The organism is Allobosea sp. 01N443, assembly GCF_056399325.1.
This window is the reverse complement of record NZ_JBFTRC010000091.1, coordinates 1-21,511: the sequence shown is the minus strand read 5'-3', so window position 1 is coordinate 21,511 and position 21,511 is coordinate 1. Positions and strand designations below refer to the sequence as shown.

Annotated in this window: 22 protein-coding genes; 5 read left to right on the top strand and 17 right to left on the bottom strand. The window is 64.8% G+C overall.

All coding sequences use genetic code 11. The annotated features are described in order from the left end of the window. The 9 genes from AC1DRP_RS21370 to AC1DRP_RS21330 form a co-directional block, all read right to left on the bottom strand. The coding region (locus AC1DRP_RS21370) for an alpha/beta hydrolase (protein ID WP_476769471.1) at positions 1 to 422 on the bottom strand (422 nt) is incomplete at its 3' end. 41 nt (positions 423 to 463) lie between these two features. Beyond that, complete coding sequence (locus AC1DRP_RS21365; RefSeq protein ID WP_476769470.1) at positions 464 to 943, bottom strand: N-acetyltransferase family protein; 480 nt, start codon at positions 941 to 943, stop codon at positions 464 to 466. Between the two features lie 70 nt (positions 944 to 1,013). Beyond that, positions 1,014 to 2,417 carry an NAD(P)(+) transhydrogenase (Re/Si-specific) subunit beta gene (locus AC1DRP_RS21360; RefSeq protein ID WP_441488183.1) on the bottom strand — a complete coding sequence of 468 codons (1,404 nt, stop codon included), beginning with the start codon at positions 2,415 to 2,417 and terminating at the stop codon, positions 1,014 to 1,016. A 6-nt stretch (positions 2,418 to 2,423) separates the two neighbouring features. Then, the gene (locus AC1DRP_RS21355; protein ID WP_069879377.1) at positions 2,424 to 2,855 is read right to left on the bottom strand and encodes an NAD(P) transhydrogenase subunit alpha part 2; all 432 of its coding nucleotides are present in this window, start codon (positions 2,853 to 2,855) and stop codon (positions 2,424 to 2,426) included. Between the two features lie 26 nt (positions 2,856 to 2,881). Further along, a complete protein-coding gene (locus AC1DRP_RS21350) occupies positions 2,882 to 4,021 on the bottom strand; it encodes a Re/Si-specific NAD(P)(+) transhydrogenase subunit alpha (protein WP_441506981.1) in 1,140 nt (379 codons plus the stop codon). Positions 4,022 to 4,043: 22 nt separating this feature from the next. After that, on the bottom strand, positions 4,044 to 4,331 hold the full coding sequence (locus AC1DRP_RS21345; RefSeq protein WP_069879375.1) for an aa3-type cytochrome c oxidase subunit IV: 288 nt from the start codon (positions 4,329 to 4,331) through the stop codon (positions 4,044 to 4,046). 169 nt (positions 4,332 to 4,500) lie between these two features. Then, complete coding sequence (locus AC1DRP_RS21340) at positions 4,501 to 5,868, bottom strand: ABC1 kinase family protein (protein ID WP_441506980.1); 1,368 nt, start codon at positions 5,866 to 5,868, stop codon at positions 4,501 to 4,503. 117 nt (positions 5,869 to 5,985) lie between these two features. Continuing rightward, positions 5,986 to 6,465 (bottom strand): SRPBCC family protein, encoded by a 480-nt coding sequence (locus AC1DRP_RS21335; protein WP_476769469.1) that lies wholly within the window; start codon positions 6,463 to 6,465, stop codon positions 5,986 to 5,988. Positions 6,466 to 6,637: 172 nt separating this feature from the next. Then, positions 6,638 to 7,522, bottom strand: coding sequence for a beta-keto acid cleavage family enzyme (locus AC1DRP_RS21330; RefSeq protein WP_441488179.1), 885 nt, complete (start codon positions 7,520 to 7,522; stop codon positions 6,638 to 6,640). Between the two features lie 154 nt (positions 7,523 to 7,676). On the opposite strand from AC1DRP_RS21330, the gene AC1DRP_RS21325 reads away from it, so the two are divergent. Both AC1DRP_RS21325 and AC1DRP_RS21320 read left to right on the top strand, forming a co-directional pair. Beyond that, the gene (locus AC1DRP_RS21325) at positions 7,677 to 8,153 is read left to right on the top strand and encodes a MaoC/PaaZ C-terminal domain-containing protein (protein ID WP_476769468.1); all 477 of its coding nucleotides are present in this window, start codon (positions 7,677 to 7,679) and stop codon (positions 8,151 to 8,153) included. Next, on the top strand, positions 8,153 to 9,784 hold the full coding sequence (locus AC1DRP_RS21320; protein WP_441488177.1) for an acyl-CoA synthetase: 1,632 nt from the start codon (positions 8,153 to 8,155) through the stop codon (positions 9,782 to 9,784). The genes AC1DRP_RS21325 and AC1DRP_RS21320 overlap by 1 nt, the downstream gene beginning before the upstream one ends. A 29-nt stretch (positions 9,785 to 9,813) precedes the next feature. Here AC1DRP_RS21320 and AC1DRP_RS21315 read toward each other — a convergent pair whose 3' ends face one another. From AC1DRP_RS21315 to AC1DRP_RS21300, 4 genes are all read right to left on the bottom strand, one after another. Continuing rightward, positions 9,814 to 10,584: an alpha/beta fold hydrolase gene (locus AC1DRP_RS21315; protein ID WP_476769467.1), complete on the bottom strand. Its 771-nt coding sequence runs from the start codon at positions 10,582 to 10,584 to the stop codon at positions 9,814 to 9,816. Between the two features lie 306 nt (positions 10,585 to 10,890). After that, positions 10,891 to 11,745: a PCC domain-containing protein gene (locus tag AC1DRP_RS21310; RefSeq protein ID WP_441488175.1), complete on the bottom strand. Its 855-nt coding sequence runs from the start codon at positions 11,743 to 11,745 to the stop codon at positions 10,891 to 10,893. Beyond that, positions 11,745 to 13,385 carry an acyl-CoA synthetase gene (locus AC1DRP_RS21305; RefSeq protein ID WP_441488174.1) on the bottom strand — a complete coding sequence of 547 codons (1,641 nt, stop codon included), beginning with the start codon at positions 13,383 to 13,385 and terminating at the stop codon, positions 11,745 to 11,747. The genes AC1DRP_RS21310 and AC1DRP_RS21305 overlap by 1 nt, the downstream gene beginning before the upstream one ends. 1 nt (position 13,386) lies before the next feature. Further along, positions 13,387 to 14,250: an IclR family transcriptional regulator gene (locus tag AC1DRP_RS21300; protein ID WP_441506974.1), complete on the bottom strand. Its 864-nt coding sequence runs from the start codon at positions 14,248 to 14,250 to the stop codon at positions 13,387 to 13,389. 317 nt (positions 14,251 to 14,567) lie between these two features. Between AC1DRP_RS21300 and AC1DRP_RS21295 the strand changes: the two genes are divergently transcribed. The 3 genes from AC1DRP_RS21295 to AC1DRP_RS21285 all read left to right on the top strand — a co-directional run bounded on the left by AC1DRP_RS21295 (position 14,568) and on the right by AC1DRP_RS21285 (position 18,493). Beyond that, positions 14,568 to 16,436 (top strand): TRAP transporter large permease, encoded by a 1,869-nt coding sequence (locus AC1DRP_RS21295; RefSeq protein ID WP_441488172.1) that lies wholly within the window; start codon positions 14,568 to 14,570, stop codon positions 16,434 to 16,436. Between the two features lie 143 nt (positions 16,437 to 16,579). Further along, complete coding sequence (locus tag AC1DRP_RS21290) at positions 16,580 to 17,599, top strand: TRAP transporter substrate-binding protein (protein WP_476769466.1); 1,020 nt, start codon at positions 16,580 to 16,582, stop codon at positions 17,597 to 17,599. 87 nt (positions 17,600 to 17,686) lie between these two features. Then, positions 17,687 to 18,493, top strand: a complete 807-nt coding sequence (locus AC1DRP_RS21285; RefSeq protein ID WP_476769465.1) for an SDR family NAD(P)-dependent oxidoreductase — start codon at positions 17,687 to 17,689, stop codon at positions 18,491 to 18,493. A 104-nt stretch (positions 18,494 to 18,597) separates the two neighbouring features. Here the strand turns inward: AC1DRP_RS21285 and AC1DRP_RS21280 are convergent, their stop codons facing one another. The 4 genes from AC1DRP_RS21280 to AC1DRP_RS21265 form a co-directional block, all read right to left on the bottom strand. Next, positions 18,598 to 18,987, bottom strand: a complete 390-nt coding sequence (locus AC1DRP_RS21280) for a VOC family protein (protein ID WP_441488169.1) — start codon at positions 18,985 to 18,987, stop codon at positions 18,598 to 18,600. A gap of 353 nt (positions 18,988 to 19,340) precedes the next feature. Beyond that, the gene (locus tag AC1DRP_RS21275; RefSeq protein WP_476769464.1) at positions 19,341 to 20,015 is read right to left on the bottom strand and encodes a GntR family transcriptional regulator; all 675 of its coding nucleotides are present in this window, start codon (positions 20,013 to 20,015) and stop codon (positions 19,341 to 19,343) included. Positions 20,016 to 20,040: 25 nt separating this feature from the next. After that, the gene (locus AC1DRP_RS21270) at positions 20,041 to 20,937 is read right to left on the bottom strand and encodes a dihydrodipicolinate synthase family protein (protein WP_441506970.1); all 897 of its coding nucleotides are present in this window, start codon (positions 20,935 to 20,937) and stop codon (positions 20,041 to 20,043) included. A 94-nt stretch (positions 20,938 to 21,031) separates the two neighbouring features. Then, positions 21,032 to 21,511 (bottom strand): carbohydrate ABC transporter permease (locus AC1DRP_RS21265; protein WP_476769463.1); only part of this gene is annotated, 480 nt, incomplete at its 5' end.

Below are 21,511 nucleotides of genomic sequence, written 5' to 3'. Positions count from 1 at the left end.
GCGCCAAAGCGTGAGACGGCAGCGTCATAGGCCGCACGCGCATCGAGCAGCAGCCCCTCTTCCGACGGCGCGCCGCTCGACCCGCCATAGCCGCGATAATTCACGGCGAAGAGCCCGGTCCCGTCCTCGGTCAGGCCACGGAAGCGCGCCTGGCGGGCGGATCTCGCGAAATTGCCGGCATTGCCGTGGAAGAACAGCAGCACCGGCTTGCCCTCGCGCGGCGGCACCACCCAGGCGATCAGCCGCTCGCCATCGGCAGCAGTTAGCGTCGTCTCCTCGACACCTGGCAGATTGGCCGCAGCGATGTCTGCACGTGTCGGGTCGCGCGGATACAAAAGCTCGCGCTGCTCGACATAGAGCAGCGCCAGAAAGGTCAGATAGAGGACAAGCCCAGCGAGCGCGAGAAGGCGAATGAGCTTCATGCCGATCATGGTCCCCGATCACCGCGGCGGCACGGCCACGCTCATTCCAGCACCTTCATCATGTCCACGGAGGCCGTCTCGAAGCCTGCGCGGCGATAAGCCCTGAGCGCGAGGTCATTGCCCTCCAGCACACCGAGATGGAGGACCTTGCGCCCCGTCGCCCGCGCAAAGCGCTCGGCTTCCGCCAGCAGGATCTGACCGATGCCGGTCCCACGCTCCGCGGCGCCAACGACGATATTCTCGATATAGACGTGATCGCGCAGGTGCTCGTGTACGAACGGGCCGGTCCGGGCAAGCTGCAGCGCGAGATAGCCGACGACGCGGCCATCGCTCTCGGCGACCATCAGCACACCCCCGGTCTCGTCCGCCTTCTCACGATCATCTGCCAGGCAGGCGGCGGCCACCTCCGGCCCGGTCCCGCGCGCCGGACTCAGGCCCGCCTCATGGGCGGTCAGCTCCAGCAGCAGCGCCAGCACGGCGGGACGGTCCGCCTCCGCCATCGGTCTGATCGTGATGCCCACCGTTTGAAACTCCAAAAGAAAAGGGCCAGCGAGACGCCGGCCCCTCGCAACTTGCCGTGGGTCCGGCGGCTCAGTGCGCCATTGCCTTGACGATCTCGTCGGTGACCTTCTTGGCGTCCCCGAACAGCATCATCGTGTTGGGCATGAAGAACAACTCGTTCTCGACGCCGGCATATCCCGAGCCCATGCCGCGCTTGATGAAGAGCACGGTCTTGGCCTTTTCGACATCAAGGATCGGCATGCCGTAGATCGGCGACTGCGGATCGGTCTTGGCCGAAGGGTTGGTGACGTCATTGGCTCCGATGACGAAGGCCACATCCGCCTGGCCGAACTCGGAGTTGATATCCTCGAGTTCGAAAACCTCGTCATAGGGCACGTTCGCTTCGGCGAGCAGCACGTTCATGTGGCCGGGCATACGGCCAGCGACCGGGTGGATGGCGTACTTGACCTCGACGCCTTCCTTCTTCAGCGCGTCGGCCATCTCGCGCAGCGCATGCTGGGCTTGCGCCACCGCCATGCCGTAGCCCGGCACGATGATGACCTTGCCGGCATTCTTCATGATGAAGGCCGCATCGTCGGCCGAGCCCTGCTTCACCGGGCGAGCCTCTGTGGCGCCACCGGCAGGGCCAGCGGTCTCGCCGCCGAAGCCACCGAGGATGACCGAGATGAAGCTCCGGTTCATGCCCTTGCACATGATGTAGGACAGGATCGCACCGGAAGAGCCGACCAGCGCACCGGTGATGATCAGCGCCATGTTGCCGAGCGTGAAACCGATGCCCGCAGCCGCCCAGCCCGAATAGGAGTTGAGCATGGAGACCACGACCGGCATGTCCGCGCCACCGATCGGTACGATCAGCAGCACGCCGAGCGCGAAGGCGAGGAGCACGATCAGCCAGAAGGCGACGTGGCTCTCGGTCTTCAGGAAGAACAGCAGCAGCACGATGACCGCGATGCCAAGGCCGATATTGATGCCATGGCGCTGCGGCAGCATGATCGGTTTGCCGCTCATCCGCCCGTCGAGTTTCAGGAAGGCGATGATCGAGCCCGTGAAGGTGATCGCGCCGATGGCGCAGCCCAGCGCCATCTCGAACAGGCTTGCGCCCTTGATCTTGCCGACCTGACCGATGCCGAAGGCCTCCGGCGCGTAGAGCGCCGCTGCCGCGACCAGCACTGCCGCCAGACCAACCAGCGAGTGGAAGAAGGCGACGAGCTGCGGCATCTGGGTCATCTGCACGCGCCGGGCCATGTAGGCGCCGATGCCGCCGCCGATAGCGATGCCGAGAACGACCAGGAACCAGCCGGAGAAGCCGGAAGGCGGATAGAAGATCACGGTGGTGGCAATGGCGATGCCCATGCCCACCATGCCGTAGAGATTGCCCTGACGCGAGGTTGTCGGATGCGACAGGCCTCGCAGGGCCATGATGAACAGGACGCCGGAGACGACGTAGAGAAGGGCGGAGAGATTAGCGGCCATGTGCGCTCAGCCCTTCTTCTTGTACATCGAGAGCATGCGCTCGGTGACGAGGAAGCCGCCAAAGATGTTCACGGACGCCAGGACCAGCGCGACGAAGCCAAAAATCTTGGCCCAGATCGGACCATCGCCCAGAGCAGGCGCCGCATTCACGCCAACGGCGAGCAGCGCGCCGACGACGATGACGGAGGAGATCGCGTTGGTCACCGACATCAGCGGCGTGTGCAGTGCCGGCGTCACCGACCAGACGACATAGTAGCCGACGAAGACCGCGAGCACGAAGATCGCAAGCCGATAGACCGTCGGGTCCACGCCGGTAGCGGCACCGGCGGCGGCCGCAGCCTGCTCGGCATAGCGCTCCGCCAGTTCTGCAGCCTGTTTCGCGAGGGCAGCCGCCGAGCGGGCCTGCTCGAGCGCTTGTTCAGGTGTCGGATTAGCCATGGTCGGACACTCCCCCTAGCGATGCTTCAGGCCTTCGGCGCGAAATTCGGATGAACCACCGCGCCGTCCCGGGTCAGCGCAGTCGCCTTCACCAGCTCGTCGTCCCAGTTCACCGCGAGCTTCTTCTCGCCCTTGTCGATCAGCGTTTCGACGAAGGCGAAGAGATTCTTGGCGTAGAGGCTGGAGGATGTCGCAGGCAGACGCCCGGGCACATTCAGATGGCCCACGATCTTGACGCCATTCGGCGTGGTCACGATCTCGCCCGGCTTGGCGAGCTCGCAATTGCCGCCGCGCTCGACGGCGAGATCGATGATCACCGAACCCGCCTTCATGCTTTCGACCATCGCGGCGGTGATCAGCTTCGGCGCCGGGCGGCCCGGGATCAGCGCGGTCGTGATGACGATGTCCTGCTTGGCGATGTGGCCGGCGGTGAGCTCGGCCTGCTTTGCCTGGTATTCCGCGGACATTTCCTTGGCGTAGCCGCCGGCGGTCTGCGCCTGCTTGAACTCCTCGTCCTCGACGGCGAGGAATTTCGCACCGAGCGACTCGACCTGTTCCTTCGTGGCGGGGCGCACGTCGGTCGCGGTGACGATGGCGCCCAGACGCCGCGCAGTCGCGATTGCCTGCAGGCCGGCGACGCCGACGCCCATGATGAAGATCTTCGCCGCGGGAACCGTGCCTGCCGCCGTCATCATCATCGGGAGAGCCCGGCCATACTCGGCGGCGCCGTCGATCACGGCCCGATAGCCGGCGAGATTGGCCTGAGAGGACAGGACGTCCATCACCTGCGCACGGGTGATGCGCGGCATGAATTCCATGGCGAAAGCAGCGACATTGGCCTTCGCAAGGCCTTCGACTGCGGCCTCGTTACCGTAAGGATCCATGATGCCGACGACGAGCGCGCCCGCCGGCAGGCCGGCGAGTTCGCTCTCGGCCGGGCGGCGCACCTTGAGAACGATATCGGCGCCCTTCAGCGCCTCCTTGGCGTTCTTGGCGGTGGTCGCGCCGGCAGCCTGGTAGTCCGCGTCGGTAATACCGGAAGCGAGCCCCGCTCCCTTCTCCACTGCGACATCGGCCCCGAGGCCAATGAACTTGCGGACGGTTTCCGGCGTCACGGCGACGCGGGTTTCCGTCCCTTGCGTTTCGGCTGGGACAGCAATGCGCATGGCAGGCGGGGCCTTTCCGGCGTTACATCAGGAGGAGCGCGAGCAGCATCAGAACCAGCGGAACCGCCGGTGCACGCCAGGACAGCGAGGGAGCGGCAATGCCGACGCCTGTGGCGACGAGGGTCAGGAGCGTTCCGACGACCGCAGTACCCCAGGCATGCTTGGTTCCGCCCACGGCGAGCGCCGCGACGATGGCAAGGCAGGCTGCAGTGGTAACTTCGGCCATGTGGACGAAGCCGCGATAGGTCCGCTCGTGTTCCGGATAATCCATCTGCGGAGCATCGGCTGCGCTGTGTCCGTGGTGGGCCATAAAAACTGTTCCCGCATAAAAAGGTCTCATTGCCGTGTAGCGCACCAGCGAAGGGTCTGGCAACGCGTCAACACGCCATCGCCGCCTGTTTCAGGGGCATTTCAGGCAGTGAAACCGCTTGCTCTGCAAAGCCCTGGTAACAGCGGGGATGCCGGAACGAACATCCCCGTCAATGCGCAGCGGCCAATCCGGCGCGATCGAGTGCCTTCGCCTGAACGTCAGCCACATGCTCGGTCGAGAAATTCTCGATTTCCTGCTCGAACAGGCGATGGAAATTCAGCTCGGCATCGAGATGCAGGAAGACGCCGCCGAGGCCGATCGCGGCGCGGTCCATGAAGACGAATTCACGCGGCACGGTCACCGGCCCGCGCTTCTTCAGCGCCTGATGCACCTGGAAGGCCTGCTTGCGGCCATACTCCGCCGGGCTGACATCTTCGGCGATGCGCCGGGCCCTGTCCTCCAGCAACGGCCCGTAGATGAAACGCGCCCAGATGTTGAGGGTGTCGACCAACTCCTTGGTCAGCCCCTTGAAGCCCCAGGTCTCATAGGCGTGGATCACGCGCGCCTGGTCATTCTCCAGGAGGCCGCGATAGAGATCGACCACCCCGCCGACGAAGGAGGGGGGGAAGATCCGGATGCAGCCATAATCGAGCAGGTTGATGCCTTGTGGCGCACCATCCTCCGAGAACACCGTGTAGTTTCCGAGATGCGGGTCGCCGTGAATGACGCCGTGATGGCTGAAGGGGCGCCACCAGGCACGGAACATCGCGGTCGAGATCCGATCGCGGGACTCCTGCCCGTCCTGCTTATGGTCGAGGATTCGGTCACCCTCGAGCCAGTGCATGGTCAAGAGCCGGCGGGTCGACAGCCCGGCTTCCAGCGTCGGCACGCGCACGTCCGACGTCTCGGCCAGCATCGCGCGGTAAAGCGCGATATGTTTCGCCTCGCGGACGTAGTCGAGTTCCTCTCGCACCCGCGCGCCGATCTCCTTGGCGATCTCTGTGGTGTCGATCACCGGATCCATGCGTCGATGCAGCGCAAACAGGATGTCGAGCTGGGCGATATCGGCCTCGACCGCTGATTCCATATCCGGATATTGCAGTTTGCAGGCGACCGGCACGCCATCATGCGTCGTCGCCCGGTGCACCTGGCCGAGCGACGCTGCCGCCGCAGGCTTCAGGTCGAACTCGGCGAAGCGCATGCGCCATTGCGGCCCGAGCTCCGCCATCATGCGGCGCTTGACGAAGGCCGGCCCCATCGGCGGCGCCTGCGATTGCAGCTTCTGCAGCTCGGCGGCGTATTCCGGCGGCACGACGTCGGGAATGGTGGCGACGAGCTGCGCCACCTTCATGATCGGCCCCTTCAGCCCACCCAGCGCCTTGGCCAGCGCCTCGGCATTGCTGAGATTGCGGCCTTCCAGTCCGAGCAGCCGCGTCCCGGCAATGCGTGCCGCGACCCCACCGACATTCGCCCCGACGCGGGCGTAACGGGCTGCGCGGGCGGAGAAACGATTGGCTTCGCTGTCGCGTTCGGACATGTCGCTCACAGGATTGGCTGCAGGGTCGCGCCCAGGATGTAGGGCACGATCACGGCAGAACCAATGCTACATCATGCCCCGTCGGCGCAGCACGGTACCGTGCGCGCCCGGCGCCCTTCACTCGAGGAAGGCCGCAAGGTTCGCCAGCGTCGACCTCAAACCCACATCGTGGTCCTCCTGCCGGATGCCCGCGGGCACGTTCTCGCAGAGGATGGTGACCTCTGTGCCGCTCCCGACCGGAGCGAGGCTCCATGACATCGTCATCGTACCCGCGAAAGACGGATCCTCCGACACGAACTCAACCGACTGTACGATCCGCTCGTCCGGAATCAGCTCCAGAAAACGACCCTGAACGATGTCGGTGTTCTCCGAGGTCTTGCCGGCCCCTGAATGCTGCGATGCCTCATAGGTCAGGACCATGCGATAGCGTCCGCTGACCCGCGGTTCGAATGCGAGGATCTCGCCCGTCATGCCGCGTGGCGGGTTCCAGGACGCCAACGACTTGGGGTCAACGAAGGCGCGGTAGATGGCTTGTGGAGACGCTTGGACGATCCTCGAAGCGGAGTCCGTTCTCGTCCTGGCGCCAGGATTGGTCATGGCGTCCCTCCTTTCGGGCAGTACACGTTGCTCTTCAACTGCGGCATCGATGCCGTCCAGAGGAGCCCAGCTTCCTCAATGCGACGTTTGCAAACTCCGTTCCGCGCAGGTGGCCAGCACCACTTGAACCTGGATTGACCAGCAGTCACCTCCCGTCCAGATTCGCTGGTTTCTATCCAACCCGCGCCGCGAGGTCGGCCCTGACATCCGCCGCACCGACAACCCGTCCACCGGCGGCTTCGACCCGTTTGACAGCTTCCGCGATCAGCGCGGCATTGTTCCGTGTCTCGCCGAAGGGCGCGTCTTCCAGTCCGGCACGAACATGCACACCGCGGGCAACCGCGTGCGGGATCAGGTTGCCAAGTTCCACGCCCAGCCCCGCGATCATCACGGGCGCCTGCGGCGCAACCTCGGCAAGCAGCGCAAGATGGGCCTCGAGCGCATAGGACTTCGGCGGGAAGCCCCAGGCAAAGGCGTCCGAGAACATCAGCCGGTAGATCGGCATCGGCATGCCGGGATAGGCCTTGGCCAGCGCAGCTCCCAGGCGTGTGAAGCCTGGCTCGTAAATGGCATAGCTCGGATGGACCTTATGGCGCTGCGCCACCTCCATGCCCTCGCGAATATGCTCGCCGGGGTTCTGGTAGATGAAGCCTGCCTCGCCTTGTGGGATGCCGGCAAAGGTCGTCCAGTTGCAGGACCCGGGATCGAGCACGCCCCACTCGACCAGGCCGCGCTTCGCCAGCTCCTCCAGATGCCAGTAACGGCCGGAACCGACGATATCGCCGGCATAGCCGGAGCCGACGATCGGGATGGTCGGATAGACGATGGCATCGACCTTGGTGCGGATGCCCTCGATCGCCTGCGCATAGAGTTCCCAGTCGTCGCGCTGGCGGCCGGTCACGAGGTCGTAGACATGAAGATGGACAATGGCCGCCCCGGCCTCGACCGCCGCAATGCCGTCGGCAACAATCTCGGGGATGCTGATCGGAATGCCGGGCTGACGCTCCCTGCCCCAGGGGCCGTTGATCGCGGCTTCGATCCAGATCGGTGTGCTCACGGCGTTTCGTCCTCAGGCCAGGTGTCGGGAACCGAGCGAGCGTCCCCCTCGATGTCGATGCAAGTGAGAACCGAGTGTCGCCAACAGTGCAATACCACGGTGAGCAAATGAGCTCTGCTTCGGCCTTGCCAGCAACCCGCGCCAGCACGCTAGAATGAGCAAAAGCCGGGAGGAACGGATGGGGCTCCATTTCGAGGACTTTGACCTCGACAGCAGCGTCAYGACCCGCGGGCGTACCGTCGGCGAGGGTGACATCACGCTGTTCGCCGGCCTTTCCGGCGATTTCAACCCGCTGCATGTCGACAGCGAGTATTGCGCAGGCACGCCCTTCGGCGAGCGCATCGCCCACGGCCCCCTGACGCTCGCCATGGCGATCGGCCTGATGTCGCAGCAGAACCTGATCGATGCCACCACCATGGGCCTGCTCGATCTGCACTGGACATTTACCGGGCCGGTGAAGGTCGGCGACACGGTCCATGCCGTCGTCACAGCCGTCGAAAAGACACCCAGCCGCAAGCCGGACCGCGGCATCGTCACCCTGCGCCTCGAGGTGCACAACCAGCGCGGCGAGCACATCCAGACCGGCCATCTCAAGCTGCTGATGAAGCGCCGCACTGGGGATCAAGGCTGATGTTGGAACGGCGCCCCAGCTATCGCGAGACCTTTGAGCGGTTCGCCTGGCAGATCCCCGAGCGGTTCAATATCGGCGTCGCAGCCTGCGACCGCCACGCGGACGGCAGTGGCAAGCCGGCGCTGATCTATGAAGACCAGGGGCACGGCGTCGCGACGATGAGTTTCGACGCGCTCAAGCTCGACACGAACCGGCTCGCCAATATGCTGCGTGCCCATGGCGTCAAACCGGGTGAGCGCGTCGGCATCCTGCTGCCGCAACGCCCGGAAACGGCGATGGCCCATCTCGCCATCTACAAGATGGGTGCGATCGCCCTGCCGCTCTTCACCCAGTTCGGACCGGATGCGCTTGAACACCGGCTGCAGCATAGCGGCGCCTGCACGCTGATCACCGATGGCGAGAACATTGCCAAGGTCGAGGCGATCCGCGGGAGCCTGCCGGAACTCAGGCGGATCGTCCTGATCGACGGCGCAGGCCACCTCGACTTCTGGAGCGAGTTGAACAAGGCGTCCGACAGTTTCACGCCTCTCGACACCACGCCCGACGATCCGGCGCTGATCATCTACACCTCCGGCACCACGGGAAAGCCCAAGGGCGCGCTGCATGCCCACCGTGTGCTGCTCGGCCATCTACCCGGCGTGCAATTGCCGCAGGAATTCTTCCCGCAGGCCGGCGACCTGTTCTGGACGCCGGCGGACTGGGCCTGGGCCGGCGGATTGCTCGATGTTCTGCTGCCGAGCCTCTATTTCGGCGTTCCGGTGCTGGCCTCGCGTGCCCGCAAATTCGATCCCGAGGCAGCCTTCGACCTGATGGCGCGCCACAGCATCCGCAACGCCTTCCTGCCACCGACAGCGCTGAAGCTGATGCGGCAGGTTCACAATCCAAGAGAGCGCTTCGCCTATGCGATGCGCTCGATCGGCACCGGCGGCGAAACACTCGGCGCCGATATGCTAGCCTGGAGCAAGGAAACCTTCGGCTTCGAGGTCAACGAATTCTACGGCCAGACCGAAGCCAATCTGATCGTCTCCAACTGCGCCAGTCTGTTCCCGGTCAAGCCTGGCTCGATGGGGCGCGCCGTTCCCGGCCATCGCGTCGCGGTGATCTCGCCAGAGGGCGCGGTCCTGCCTGCTGGAGAGCAGGGGCTGATTGCGGTCGCGCGACCTGACCCCGTGATGATGCTGGAATACTGGCGCCAACCCGAGGCGACAACGGCGAAATTCCTCGGCGACTGGCTCGTCACCGGCGATACCGGCGCCTGCGACGAAGACGGCTATTTCTGGTTCCAGGGCCGTGATGACGACATCATTTCCAGCGGCTCCTATCGCATTGGCCCCGGCGATATCGAGGATTGCATCATCCGCCACCCCGCCGTGCTGATGGTTGCCGTGGTCGGCAGTCCGGACCCGCTGCGGACGGAGGTGGTCAAAGCTTTTGTCCTGCCGAAACCGGAGATCACCGCCTCGGCGGCGCTCGCCGCCGAGATCCAGGACTTCGTCAAATCGCGCCTCGCCGCCTACCAGTATCCGCGCGAGATCGAGTTCGTGACGGAATTGCCGATGACGCCGACCGGCAAGATCAGGCGCAAGGATCTGCGGGACCAGGAGATCGCAAGGAAGCGGGGCGGCGAATAGCCAGGCGGAGGCGATTCAAAGCCAAATCTTCATGAGCCTCTCTTCATGAGGAAGGCCCCCGTCGCCTCGAAGAGCCCGGAGCGCGCATGCTCGAGATGCATCAGATGCGTGCCCTCGGGAATGACGACATCTCGGGTTTCGCTCGTGCCAAGCCGCCCGCGCATCCATTGCGCATCGCTTTCCCTGCACAGGCTGTCCCAGGCGCCGCGCACGATCAGGGTCGGCGCCGTGATGCGAGACGGGTCGTAGCCGAGCCGCCCCAACCAGGCCGAGGCGATATCGGCGCGAGGCCCGGAGGGAATCTTGACCGCCGGTTCAGGCCTTCTGCTTGCGGCTTGCGCATCGCTGGCGAGATAGGCTGGACCCCAGTCTGCGAGCGTGGGTTCGATCAGGACCGGGGAGTGGCCATGCGGGACGTCCTCGATGAAGCGCGCGAGCTGGTCGGCAACCGAGACGAGACGCCACGCCCCGATGCTCTCCGGCGCAAGGAGGCCTGGGGTCTTGCGTTGCGCGATGGGCCCGAACAGGACCAGTCGCTCGACACGCTCCGGATGCAGCGAGGCAAGGAGCCCGGCGACGATGCTGCCCCAGGAATGCGCGATGAGCGACACTCGGGCCCGTCCGGTTAGGTCCAGCACGTGCTCGATCACCCGCGCCAGCTGTTTTGCGGCCTCTGGCGCGCGCCCGGATGGCGCATTGTCAGGCGCCTGGGCAAGGAAGCTCGCGGGCCTGTCCGAGCCGCCATAGCCCGCGAGATCAAAGCTCCAGACATCGAAGCCGCGCTCCTGCAGGTCGTCCATCCAGGAACGCCCGTCGAAGCGGTATGCAACAGAAAGGCCGACGGAAAGGTCGCGCCATGAACGTAGACGACGCTCGGCCCGGCCCCAGCCGCACGCCGGACCAGCAAGCCGGGCGTCTCGGCCGTTTCCGTCAACCGCATGACCTCGCCCGCGGCGATGGCGCGCRCTGTGTTGATCGAAGCTATGTTCATGGCTGGCTCCCGCCCTTGCTGGGTGGGCGGGAGACTGCGCCTGCGAATACGCGCTGACACCTGGAAACACTTCGGTGCCGACCGAAGGCTTCGGTGGGACTGCCTCTCTGGGCGCCTACAAGGCCTCGAGTACCAGCTCGAAGGTCATCAACACCGGATTGTCGCCACGTCTCAGACGGCCCTGCGCCATCGCACCGGTGAAATCGACCAGCGCCACATCGATCTCTGCGGCAAGTCGCCCCTGCGCGGGTTCGATGACCCCGGCCTGAATCGCGACTTCGGTCGCGAAATTCTCGACGATCCGGCCATCCTCGAAATGCGCGCCGATGGTGCTGCCGACGCCGCCATGGATGACGGCACGCCGGATGCCGCGTTCGGCACAGAACTCTTCCAGCGCCGTGGTGAAATCGACATTCGGGCCCACACGCAGGGCGAAATAACGCCCTTCGCGCGAAGCGCCGGAGAATGGCACTGCGACCGGGCCAAACAGCTTGAAATTCGTCTCCGGATCGGGCGCGGCGGCAAAACCGGCGCCATCGAGGCCCAGCGCCGGTACGGTGACCGTTTCCGCGAGCACGGTGTCGTCCGGCAGGATATGACCGCCGCTGACCTTGCCGTCCGCTTCCGTCCAGAGCGCGTGGCAGTGGAAGAAGGGCGCTCCATCACGCATACCGAAGGTCATCGCCCCCGTCTCGACGCGCGTCACGCCGGCAGGCCGAAACGTGTCGCTATAGAAGGCGGCATGCTCCGGTGTCTTCGACAGCGCCGGCATCACATAGGCGAAGGGTCCTAGGACGAGCCCATCGACCGTGACCACGCCACTGGTGAAGCCCATTGCCGCAAAGCCGCGGCGCACCGCTTCCAGAAGCGGAAGCCCGGCCGCGAGAGACATCCTGAAGCGTCGGCCATGCGCTTCGATCCATTGAATGCGCTCAGGCGCAGCGGGACCGGGCTGGATGATCTGCCGCATCACCTTTCGCCCCGCATCCGGGCGAGTTCGCCGCGCGCTTCAAGCTCGTCCTTGACCAGCCGCTTCGGCACCTTGCCGTAACCCGACTTCGGCAGCGCCTCCCAGAACAGGAAGCGCTTCGGCATCTTGTAGCGGGCGATCTTGGTCGAGAGGAACTCGGCGAGTTCGGCCTCGCTGGCCTGCGCCCCCGAACATGCGACGCAGACGGCGATACCGATCTCGCCCCAGACCGGATCGGGCACGCCGACCACGGCCACCTCCGCGATTGCCGGATGGGTCAGGATCTTCTCCTCGATCTCGCGCGGGTAGATGTTCGAGCCGCCGGAAATGTACATATCGGACGCGCGCCCGGTAATGTAGATAAAGCCCTGTTCGTCCATGTGACCGAGGTCACCCGTACGGAACCAGCCGTCGCGGAACGATTTCGCATTGGCCTCGGGGTTGTCGTAGTAGCCCGCGAACACGGCCGGGCCGACGACGCAGATTTCGCCCTGCTCCCCTGCCGCGACCTCACGCCCCTCATCATCCTGGATCTGGACCTGCATTCCCGTGCGCTCGAAGCCGCAGGTCCCGATACGCGCATTCGGGCCATCCTCGGGATCATGCAGGGCTGGCGGCAGCACCGTGATATTGCCGGTGACCTCACCGAGCCCGAAATACTGCACGATCACCTTGCCCAGCTTGGCAAGCGCCGCCTTCTGATCCTCGCGATACATAGGCGCGCCGGCATAGATGACATAGCGCAGCGAGGAGTGGTCATGCGTGTCGACGGCCGGATGCTCGACCAGCATCTTCAGGATCGTCGGCACGGTGAAGATATTGGTGATGCGGTGGCGCGCGATCAGGCGATAGGCCTCGTCGACGTCGAAACGCTCCGACGGCAGCAGGATCGTCGGCGCGCCGCGCGCCGAGATGACGAGCTGGTGCACGCCCGCGCCATGCGAGAGAGGCGCGACCACGAGCGATGCATCCGACTCCGTCGTTCCCGGCATCAGGTCGCAGAGATGATTGGTGACGACGAAACCCATCTGGCCATGGGTGAGCACCGCGGCCTTCGAGCGCCCCGTGGTCCCCGAGGTAAAGAAGAACCAGCAGGGATCATCACGCTCGACCGCGGCATTCGCAACGCTTGCACCAGCATGGCGCGCGATCATCTCGCCGACCTCGGCCTCGCCAAAAGCTCCTGCCCCGATACGCCAGGTAAAGCCCAACGCGGGTTCAGCAGTGGCGACCGCCGCAGCATGCTCCGGAAAATCGCCATGGCACAGGAAGGCCTTCGCACCGGACGCCGTCGCGAGATAGGCGACCTCGTCCGGCAGCAGCCTGAAATTGGTCGGCACCCAGACGGCACCAAGCCGAAAGGCCGCGAACATCGAGAAGAACATCGCCTCGCAGTTCTTCGAATGAACCAGGATGCGGTCCCCCTTGCCGATGCCTCGCGTCGCCAGCGCCGCGGCCAGCGCCGAAACCTGCGCATCGATCTCGGCCCATTTCCACTGCCTGTCCCCCCAGATGAAGCCAGGGCGCTGGCCGAAGCGGCGCGCATTCTGGGTGACGATATGGGCAAGGTTCATCACGCGGCGCGTCACGGGTGCGACGCCGCCGCGCGGGGCGGCCTGGCTGGCAAGGGCTTCGGTCACGTCAGACGCTCCTCGATTTTGTAATTGGGCGTGCTCCCTGCTGCGGGCTGCCGCCTTGGGATGTCTTGCGGACGAACATCTGCGCGAGCAGGCGCTCCATCCTCTCGGCCTCGGTCGAAAGATGGCGCGCCAACTCGACCTGGCGCGCGGGAACCATGCGGCTGTCGATCGCCGCCAGGCTGAGTGCGCCGGCGACGCGGCCGTCCGGATAGCGGAAGGCGATGCCGACGCCCCAGGAACTGGCCACCAGCCGGCCGGGATTGAGCGAAAAACCACGCTCGCGGGCCAACGCCAGATCGGCGCGGATCTCGTCAGGCGGAAAACCGGGATACTGCGTCAGCAGCGCTTTCTCGTTCGCCGCCATGACCCGCTCTACCTCGCCGTCCGGCAGCGCTGCCAGCATGGCCAGCGAGCCGGCGCCGACCCCGAGCGGGTGCTGCTGGCCAGTCTGCAGCGCGTGGGTCCGGACCGGATAGGTTCCTTCCTCCCGATGCAGGCAGACCGAGTAATTCTCGCGCCGGATCGAGAGAAAGCTCGTATCCATGGTGATCTCCGACAGGCGCCTCAGGCTCTCCATGGCCAGTTCGAGCAGCCCGTGCCGGCGCGCGGCCAGCACGCCCAGCACGAAAGCCTCCTCGCCGAGGCAGTAATGCCGCGACACAGCCTCCTGCTCGACGAGTCCCGCGCGCATCAGGGCGAGCAGCAGCCGCCGCGCCGTCGGCTTGTTGAGCCCGCTTTCGATGACGATATCGCTCAGCGGCAACCCGCCCGCGGGCTCACGACCGATCAAAGCCAGGAGCCGCAAGGCCCGATCGACACTCTGCGAACCCGAGAGATCACCGGCTGATGCAACGAAATGTTCCATCCTGCGGCCTCAGAGACAGTCCATAATATGGACCCTTTGGTTGTTTTCAGCAGCCTAGTTCGGGCTCAGATAGATTGCAACGCAGGCCTGCTCGTGTATTCTTGGCCACGTCCGCTGGATCATTCATCCACAGTATGGACCGCGCCGGGCCTCAAGAACGTTCACAAGATCGGCGCGCGGGAGGAAGGGCAGATGTTGTCACGGGATTCCGGCTGGCCGGAGGCCAACGCCATGACTGAAGCGGATATCCGCTGCGGTTCCGTTCCGACATGCGCACGCTCCGGCGTTGCCGTGCGGACGCAGGCTTGAGCCCGGGCATGGCACAGCTCAGCGAGAGCATTGTTCCTTCAGAGAACCCGCTGGATACGGATGCAATCCGCACTGGCTCGGCGATCATGCGGCCGATCGAGATGATCAGCGCCGCACTGCTGCTCCTGATCGTCGGGCTGCTGCTGCTCGGCGTCACCACGCGCTATGTTTTCTCCCTGCCGATTGTCTGGATCGACGAAGCCGCCTCGATCTCTTTCCTCTGGCTCGCCATGCTCGGCTCTGCGATCGCGATCGATCGCAACGAGCATCTCAAGCTGACGCTCTTCATCGGCATGATGCCTGAGCGCATGAGCCAGTTCGTGCAGACGCTGGCCCTGGTCGTGGTTGCCGCCTTCCTCGCGGCCATGATCCACCCGGCGATCGACTACACAATCGAGGAATCCTACGTCACCTCGGCCGCGCTCAACATTCCAAACAGCTGGCGCGTGTCGGCCATCGCATGCGGCATCACCATGATGTTCGTGCTGACGGTTCGCCATGCCATCCGCACCGCGAGGCTGCCGGACCTGATCGTCGCCGTCGCGCTCGTGGCCGGGCTCGCCGCCGCCTGCTGGGGGTTGATGCCGGTCTTCAAGGGTCTCGGCTACACCAACATCCTGATCTTCCTCGTCGTCACGGTGGCACTCTGCCTCGCTGCCGGCGTGCCGATCGCCTTCTGCTTCGGTATGGGTACGCTCGCCTTCCTCGCCTTCAGCACCAATGTCCCGATGATCGTGATGATCGGACGCATGGACGAGGGCATGTCGAGCATCATCCTGCTCTCCGTGCCGATCTTCGTGCTGCTCGGCTGCATTCTCGATGCGACCGGCATGGGCAAGGCGATTGTCGACTTCCTCGCCTCGATGCTCGGCCATGTCCGCGCCGGCATGTCCTATGTGCTGCTCGGCTCACTCTTCCTGGTCTCGGGCATTTCGGGCTCGAAAGTCTCCGACATGGCAACGGTGGCGCCCGCGCTCTTTCCCGAGATGAAGCGCCGCGGCTACCAGCCCAAGGAGCTCATCGCCCTGCTCTCGACCGGCGCGGCCATGGCCGACACGGTGCCCCCGAGCATCGTCCTGATCGTGCTCGGCTCGGTCGCGGGCGTCTCGATCGCCGGTTTGTTCAATGCCGGCTTCGGCATCGCCATGGTGCTCCTCGTCGCACTGGCGCTGCTGGCACGCTGGAAAGCCATCGGCGAAGACATGAAGGGCGTGCGGCGCGCGCCCATGGCCGTGATCGGGCGGACCGCTCTGGTCGCGGGTCCGGCTCTCGTCCTGCCCTTCCTGATCCGCGGCGTGGTCGGCGGAGGCATTGCCACCGCGACCGAGGTCTCGACCATTGCGGTGCTCTACGCCTTCGTCATTGGCATCATCCTCTATGGCGGCATCGGCCTGCGCAAATGCTACGCGATGCTGGTCGAGACGGCGGCGCTCTCGGGCGCGATCCTGATGATCCTCGGCACCGCGCTCGCCATGGCCTGGGCCCTGACCCAGACCGGCTTCGCGCGCGACCTCGCCACTTTCATGGCCGGCCTGCCGGGCGGCTGGCTGACCTTCATGGCAGTGACGATCGTCGTCTTCCTGGTTCTGGGCTGCGTGCTCGAAGGCCTGCCCGCGATCGTGTTGATGGCGCCGCTGATGTTCCCGATCGCCAAGAATCTCGGCATCAACGATGTGCACTATTCGATGGTGGTGGTCACGGCGATGAATATCGGCCTGATGACCCCCCCGATCGGAATCGGCTTCTACATCGCCTGCAAGATCGGCAATGTCTCGCCGGATGAGGCGATGGGCGCGATCTGGCCCTATCTCGTCGCGCTGCTGATCGGCCTTGTCGTCATTGCAGTCGTGCCCGGCCTGTCGACCTGGGTGCTCTGATGCTCCGGCATGGTCGCCACCATCGCAGTGAGGGTTGCAGGGCTGCGGTCCGGAACGCGAGAATTTAGGATAACCGAGATCCCGTCGTCGCGAAGCAAACCAGCGGCGGCGTGAAAGCAACATCGACAGGGAGAGAAACGCTCATGACCATCTCACGCCGCACTCTGCTGCAGGGCACCGCCGCTGCCGCCACCATCGGCTCCTTCCATATCGGCAGGGCCGAGGCGCAGACCGCTGAATTCACCTACAAATACGCCAACAACCTGCCCGTCGCGCACCCGATGAATATCCGCGCCAACGAGGCAGCGGAGAAGATCAAGCAGGACACCAAGGGCCGGGTCGTCATCCAGATCTTCCCGAACAATCAGCTCGGTTCCGACACCGACATGCTGAGCCAGGTCCGTTCGGGCGGCGTCGAGTTCTTCACGCTCTCGCCGCTGATCCTCTCGACACTGGTTCCGAACGCCTCGCTCAGCGGCATCGGCTTCGCCTTCCCGAACTATGATGCGGTCTGGAAGGCCTTGGACGGTGAACTCGGCGCCTATGTCCGCGGCCAGATCGGCAAGGCCAATCTCGTCGTCATGGACAAGATCTGGGACAACGGCTTCCGGCAGATGACGAGCTCGAAGGGCCCGATCAACACACCCGACGATCTCAAGGGCTTCAAGATCCGCGTGCCGGTCAGCCCGCTCTGGACCTCGATGTTCACCGCCTTCCAGTCGGCCCCGGCCAGCAWCAACTTCGCCGAGGTCTACACCGCCCTGCAGACCAAGGTGGTCGATGGCCAGGAGAATCCGCTGGCGATCATCGCCACTGCCAAGCTGTTCGAGGTGCAGAAGTACCTCTCCATGACCAACCACATGTGGGACGGCTTCTGGTTCCTGGCGAACCGTCGCGCCTGGGAGAAGCTGCCGGAGGATCTGCGCAAGATCGTCGCCAAGAACCTCGACGACGCAGCCCTGCTCGAGCGCGCCGATGTCGCCAAGCTCAATGCCGGCCTCAAGGACGAACTCGTCTCGAAGGGCATGGTCATCAACGACACCCAGGCAGCTCCCTTCCGCGAGGCGCTTCGCAAGGCCGGCTTCTATGCCGACTGGAAGAAGAAGTATGGCGACGAGGCCTGGGCCATTCTCGAGAAGGCCGTCGGCAGCAGCCTGAGCTGAGCCGGCCCACTCATCTTTCAAGCCCGGCGGTGCAACAGCGCTGCCGGGCTTTCATTTGAACCACTCGCCACCTGAAGGAAGCACGTCATGGCCGACCGGCTGAAGGGCAAGACCGCGATCGTTTTCGGTGCCGGCTCCTCAGGCCCGGGCTGGGGCAATGGCAAGGCCGCAGCGGTCGCCTATGCGCGGGAGGGCGCCAGGGTCATCTGCATCGACCTCGTCCAGGCTGCTGCCGACGAGACAGCGGCCATCATCAGCGAGGAGGGAGGCGAAGCGCTCGCGATCGCAGCCGATGTGACTAAGCAGGGCTCGGTCGATGACGCCGTCGCGACCACCATGGCGCGCTTCGGCGGCATCCAGATTCTGCACAACAATGTCGGCGTGACCCATATGGGTGGACCGGTCGAACTTAGCGAGGAGAAGTTTCGGGCTGCGCTCGATCTGAATCTCGGCTCGGTCTATCGCACGGCCAAGGCGGTCATCCCGGCGATGCTTGCGAGCGGCGGCGGCGCGATCGTCAACATCTCCTCGCTCGCCGCGATCCGCTGGACCGGCTACCCCTACTTTGCCTATTACGCCACCAAGGCAGCGGTGAACCAGGCGAYGATGGCGCTCGCCATGCAATATGCCCGGCAGAACATCCGGGCGAACTGCATCATGCCGGGCCTGATCGACACGCCGCTGATCTACAAGCAGATCTCGGGTCAGTATGCCTCGGTCGACGAGATGGTCGCTGCCCGCAACGCCGCCGTACCGATGGGCAAGATGGGCACGGCCTGGGATATTGCTGCGGCCGCCGTGTTCCTGGCCTCGGACGAAGCAGCCTTCATCACCGGAGTTTGCCTGCCCGTCGATGGCGGTCAGAGCTGCGCAGTCGCAGCCTTCCCGAGCTGACACCTGGATCATCGGACCGGATACCGTACCGGCTCCGATGATCTGACCTTCTGTGCCTGCATCCGCTTTCCCGAGGACCGCAGCCCACGTTTCGGGCCGATGCTTTAGACGAGCGCCGACTGCATCTCGATCTGATAGCCCTCCGGATCATCGAACACGAATGCCCGGATCCGGAGTGCTTCATGGCTGCGCGGCGGCTTCAGCGCGGAGACGCCGACGCTCTCGACATAGGCATGCCAGCCGTCGACATCAGCGACGCGGATGCAGATCTGCACCGGCTTGACCGGGTGGGCGCGATGACTGCCCCGGCTCTCGTCGACGAGGCCGACATAGCCCCCCTCGGTGATGCGGTAGATCTTCGACCAGCCCTGATCGATCGTAAGTTCGAGCCCGAGCACGTCCTCGTAGAAGCGCATCGCCTGCGGCAGATCGCGATAATAGAGGAAGGTGATGAGCTTCTGGGTCGCGTCATGCGACGGTCTTGCAATCGTCAAGGTTTGCCTCCGAACCGCGCTGCCATTTGCCCATCTCCAGGTTTGGCAGCGGGGTCGTCAAGCGGCGGCCAGAGCGTGATCGCGACCAGCAGCGCCGGACGCGGTAGGAAACAGGGTATGATCGCGCGAGATGGCCACGAAAGCGAAGCGGAGCTCACCGGCAGCGCAATCGGCTCGACATCCGCGCCCGCTTGATCGGCCCGTAGGAATAGCGCGTCATGATCTCCAGCACATCGCAGAACGAGTGACGGCCGCTCGGCGAAGAGCGTGACGCGGTCCGTTTTGGCGGCGCCGGCCAATACCACGTTCTCCGATCGCGATCTTCAGTAGCCCATGCTTCAGTAGCTCATGTTTCAGTAGCTCATGGCCCGGTTGCGGGCGTTCCCGATATGCGCGCTCATCTCGGCTGCCGCCCGTTCGGGGTCGCGCGCCTCGATGGCCGCGATGATCTTCAGGTGGTCCTGCATCACCGGAACCAGGATGTGGTTCTGGATGCGCGTCTCGTACTGGCGGATCAGCCTGATCTTCAGCCAGGTGACCCGGAAGGCCTTGGAGACGATGTCGTTGTCGAGGTGATCGATGATCGCCTCGTGCATCAGCCGGTCGACATCCTCGGCGTCCTCGATCAGCGTCTCGTCGCCACCCGCCGCGGCCCTCCGGATGATCGCTTCGTGGCGTTCACGCTGTTCGGCGATCTCTTCGTCCGTCGCCGTTTTCGCGTAGAGCGCAGTCGCTTCCTTTTCGAGGAAGAGCCGGAACTGGAACGCATTGCGGATCAGGTTGAGATCGACATGGGCAACCTGCATGCCGCGCTGCGGCACGGTCTTGATCAGACCTTCCGCCTCGAGGCGCGGGATCAGTTCGCGAATGGCGCCGAGCGGCAGGCCAGTCATCGCCACGAGCTCGCGCTGGGTGACGAACTGACCTGGCTTGATCTCTCGCGCCAGCAGCCGCTCGGTGAAGCTGACATAGGCCTTGTCCCGCAGCTTCAGCGGTTCGCCGTCGCGCTCCTGATCGTTCTCGCCCATGCGCTCCTGTTCCTCTCGTGGCTCCTCAGGCGGCCTTGGCCCGCGTAATCGTGTCGAAGGCTGCGAACAAGCGCTGTCGCTGCGCCTCGCTCAAAGCCTCGAGCGGCGGGCGCATCGCGCTATAGCCCTTGTCGCCATGCAGATGGCCGACCAGGGCCTTGACTGCCGGCAGGACCGGATAGCTGCAGACCTCGTCGACCAGCGCATTCACCACCGGGCTCTCCGTCCCTTCATAAACCATCGGCCGAAGCAGCCCCGGCACCAGATTGGCGACGCCGCAGATCGAGCCCTGAGCCCCGGCCCTCACCGCGCGGGCGAGCAGCCGTTCGTCACCGACCAGGATGGCAAGCTCACCGTGAGCTTTGAGCAGGGCTTCGGTATTCGCATAGCTGCCCGAGGAATCCTTCACCCCGGTGACGATGCCCGGAAACGCCTTCTTCAGCCGCTCGACCAGCCCGACGCTGATGTCGACCGCCGTGACCGAGGGGATGTGGTAGAGGATGGTGTTGCGGGCGGACGGCCCCAGCTTCTCGAAGAACTGCGAGAACCAGACAAAGAGTCCCTCGTCGCTGACGCCCTTGAAATAGAAGGGCGGCGCGACCAGCAGGCCCTTGGCGCCGATATCGAGTGCGACCTTGGCCTGCTCGATCGATTCATGCAGCGAGGCAGCGGCGACGCCGGCATAGATTTGCGTGCCAGGATCGACGCCGGCACCGACCAGCGCGCCCAGCATCGCGGTACGCGCCGGCAGGCCAAGCGCCGCCCCCTCGCCCGTCGTGCCAAACAGCGTGACGGAGTCACAGCCCTCGGCCAGCACGTGGCGCGCATGCTTGACGAGGCGCGGCAGATCGACGGCTCCGCCCTCCCGCATCGGCGTCGTGATGGCGCAGGAAAGGCCGAAGCGGTTCGGGTCGATAGCCATTGGAGGGAGCTTTCCTGAGATATGAATGTCTGACATGTTAGTTTGCAGTCAAAACTGACGCAAGGTCGGGAAGACACGGAAATCGAGGTGCGGCTCAGCCATCCTTCAGCCCTCCGGCCGACAATCCGGCGACGATCTGACGCTGAGCCAGCACCGTCAGCAGCAGCACCGGCAGCGTCACCAGCAGCGCGGCAGCGGCGAGCGGCCCCCAGGAAATCTGCTCGAAGGTCAGGGAGTTGTAGACTGCAGACGGCAAGGTACGGCTGTTCTTGCCGCCGAGCACGACCGAGAAGATGAAGTTGTTCCAGGAGAAGATGAAGGCGAGGATGCCGCCGACCACGATGCCGGGCCGCGCCAGCGGCAGCGCGACATGACGAAAGGCCTGCCAGGTCGTCGCACCGTCGATGCGCGCCGCATCCTCCAGTTCCATCGGCACATTCTCGAAATAGCCGATCATGATCCAGACGATGATCGGAATGGTGATGACGAGATGCGTGATCACCAGCGCCGTGATGCTGCCGACGAGCCCGGTCATCTGGAACAGCAGGAAGAGCGGGATCAGGTAGGACAAGGC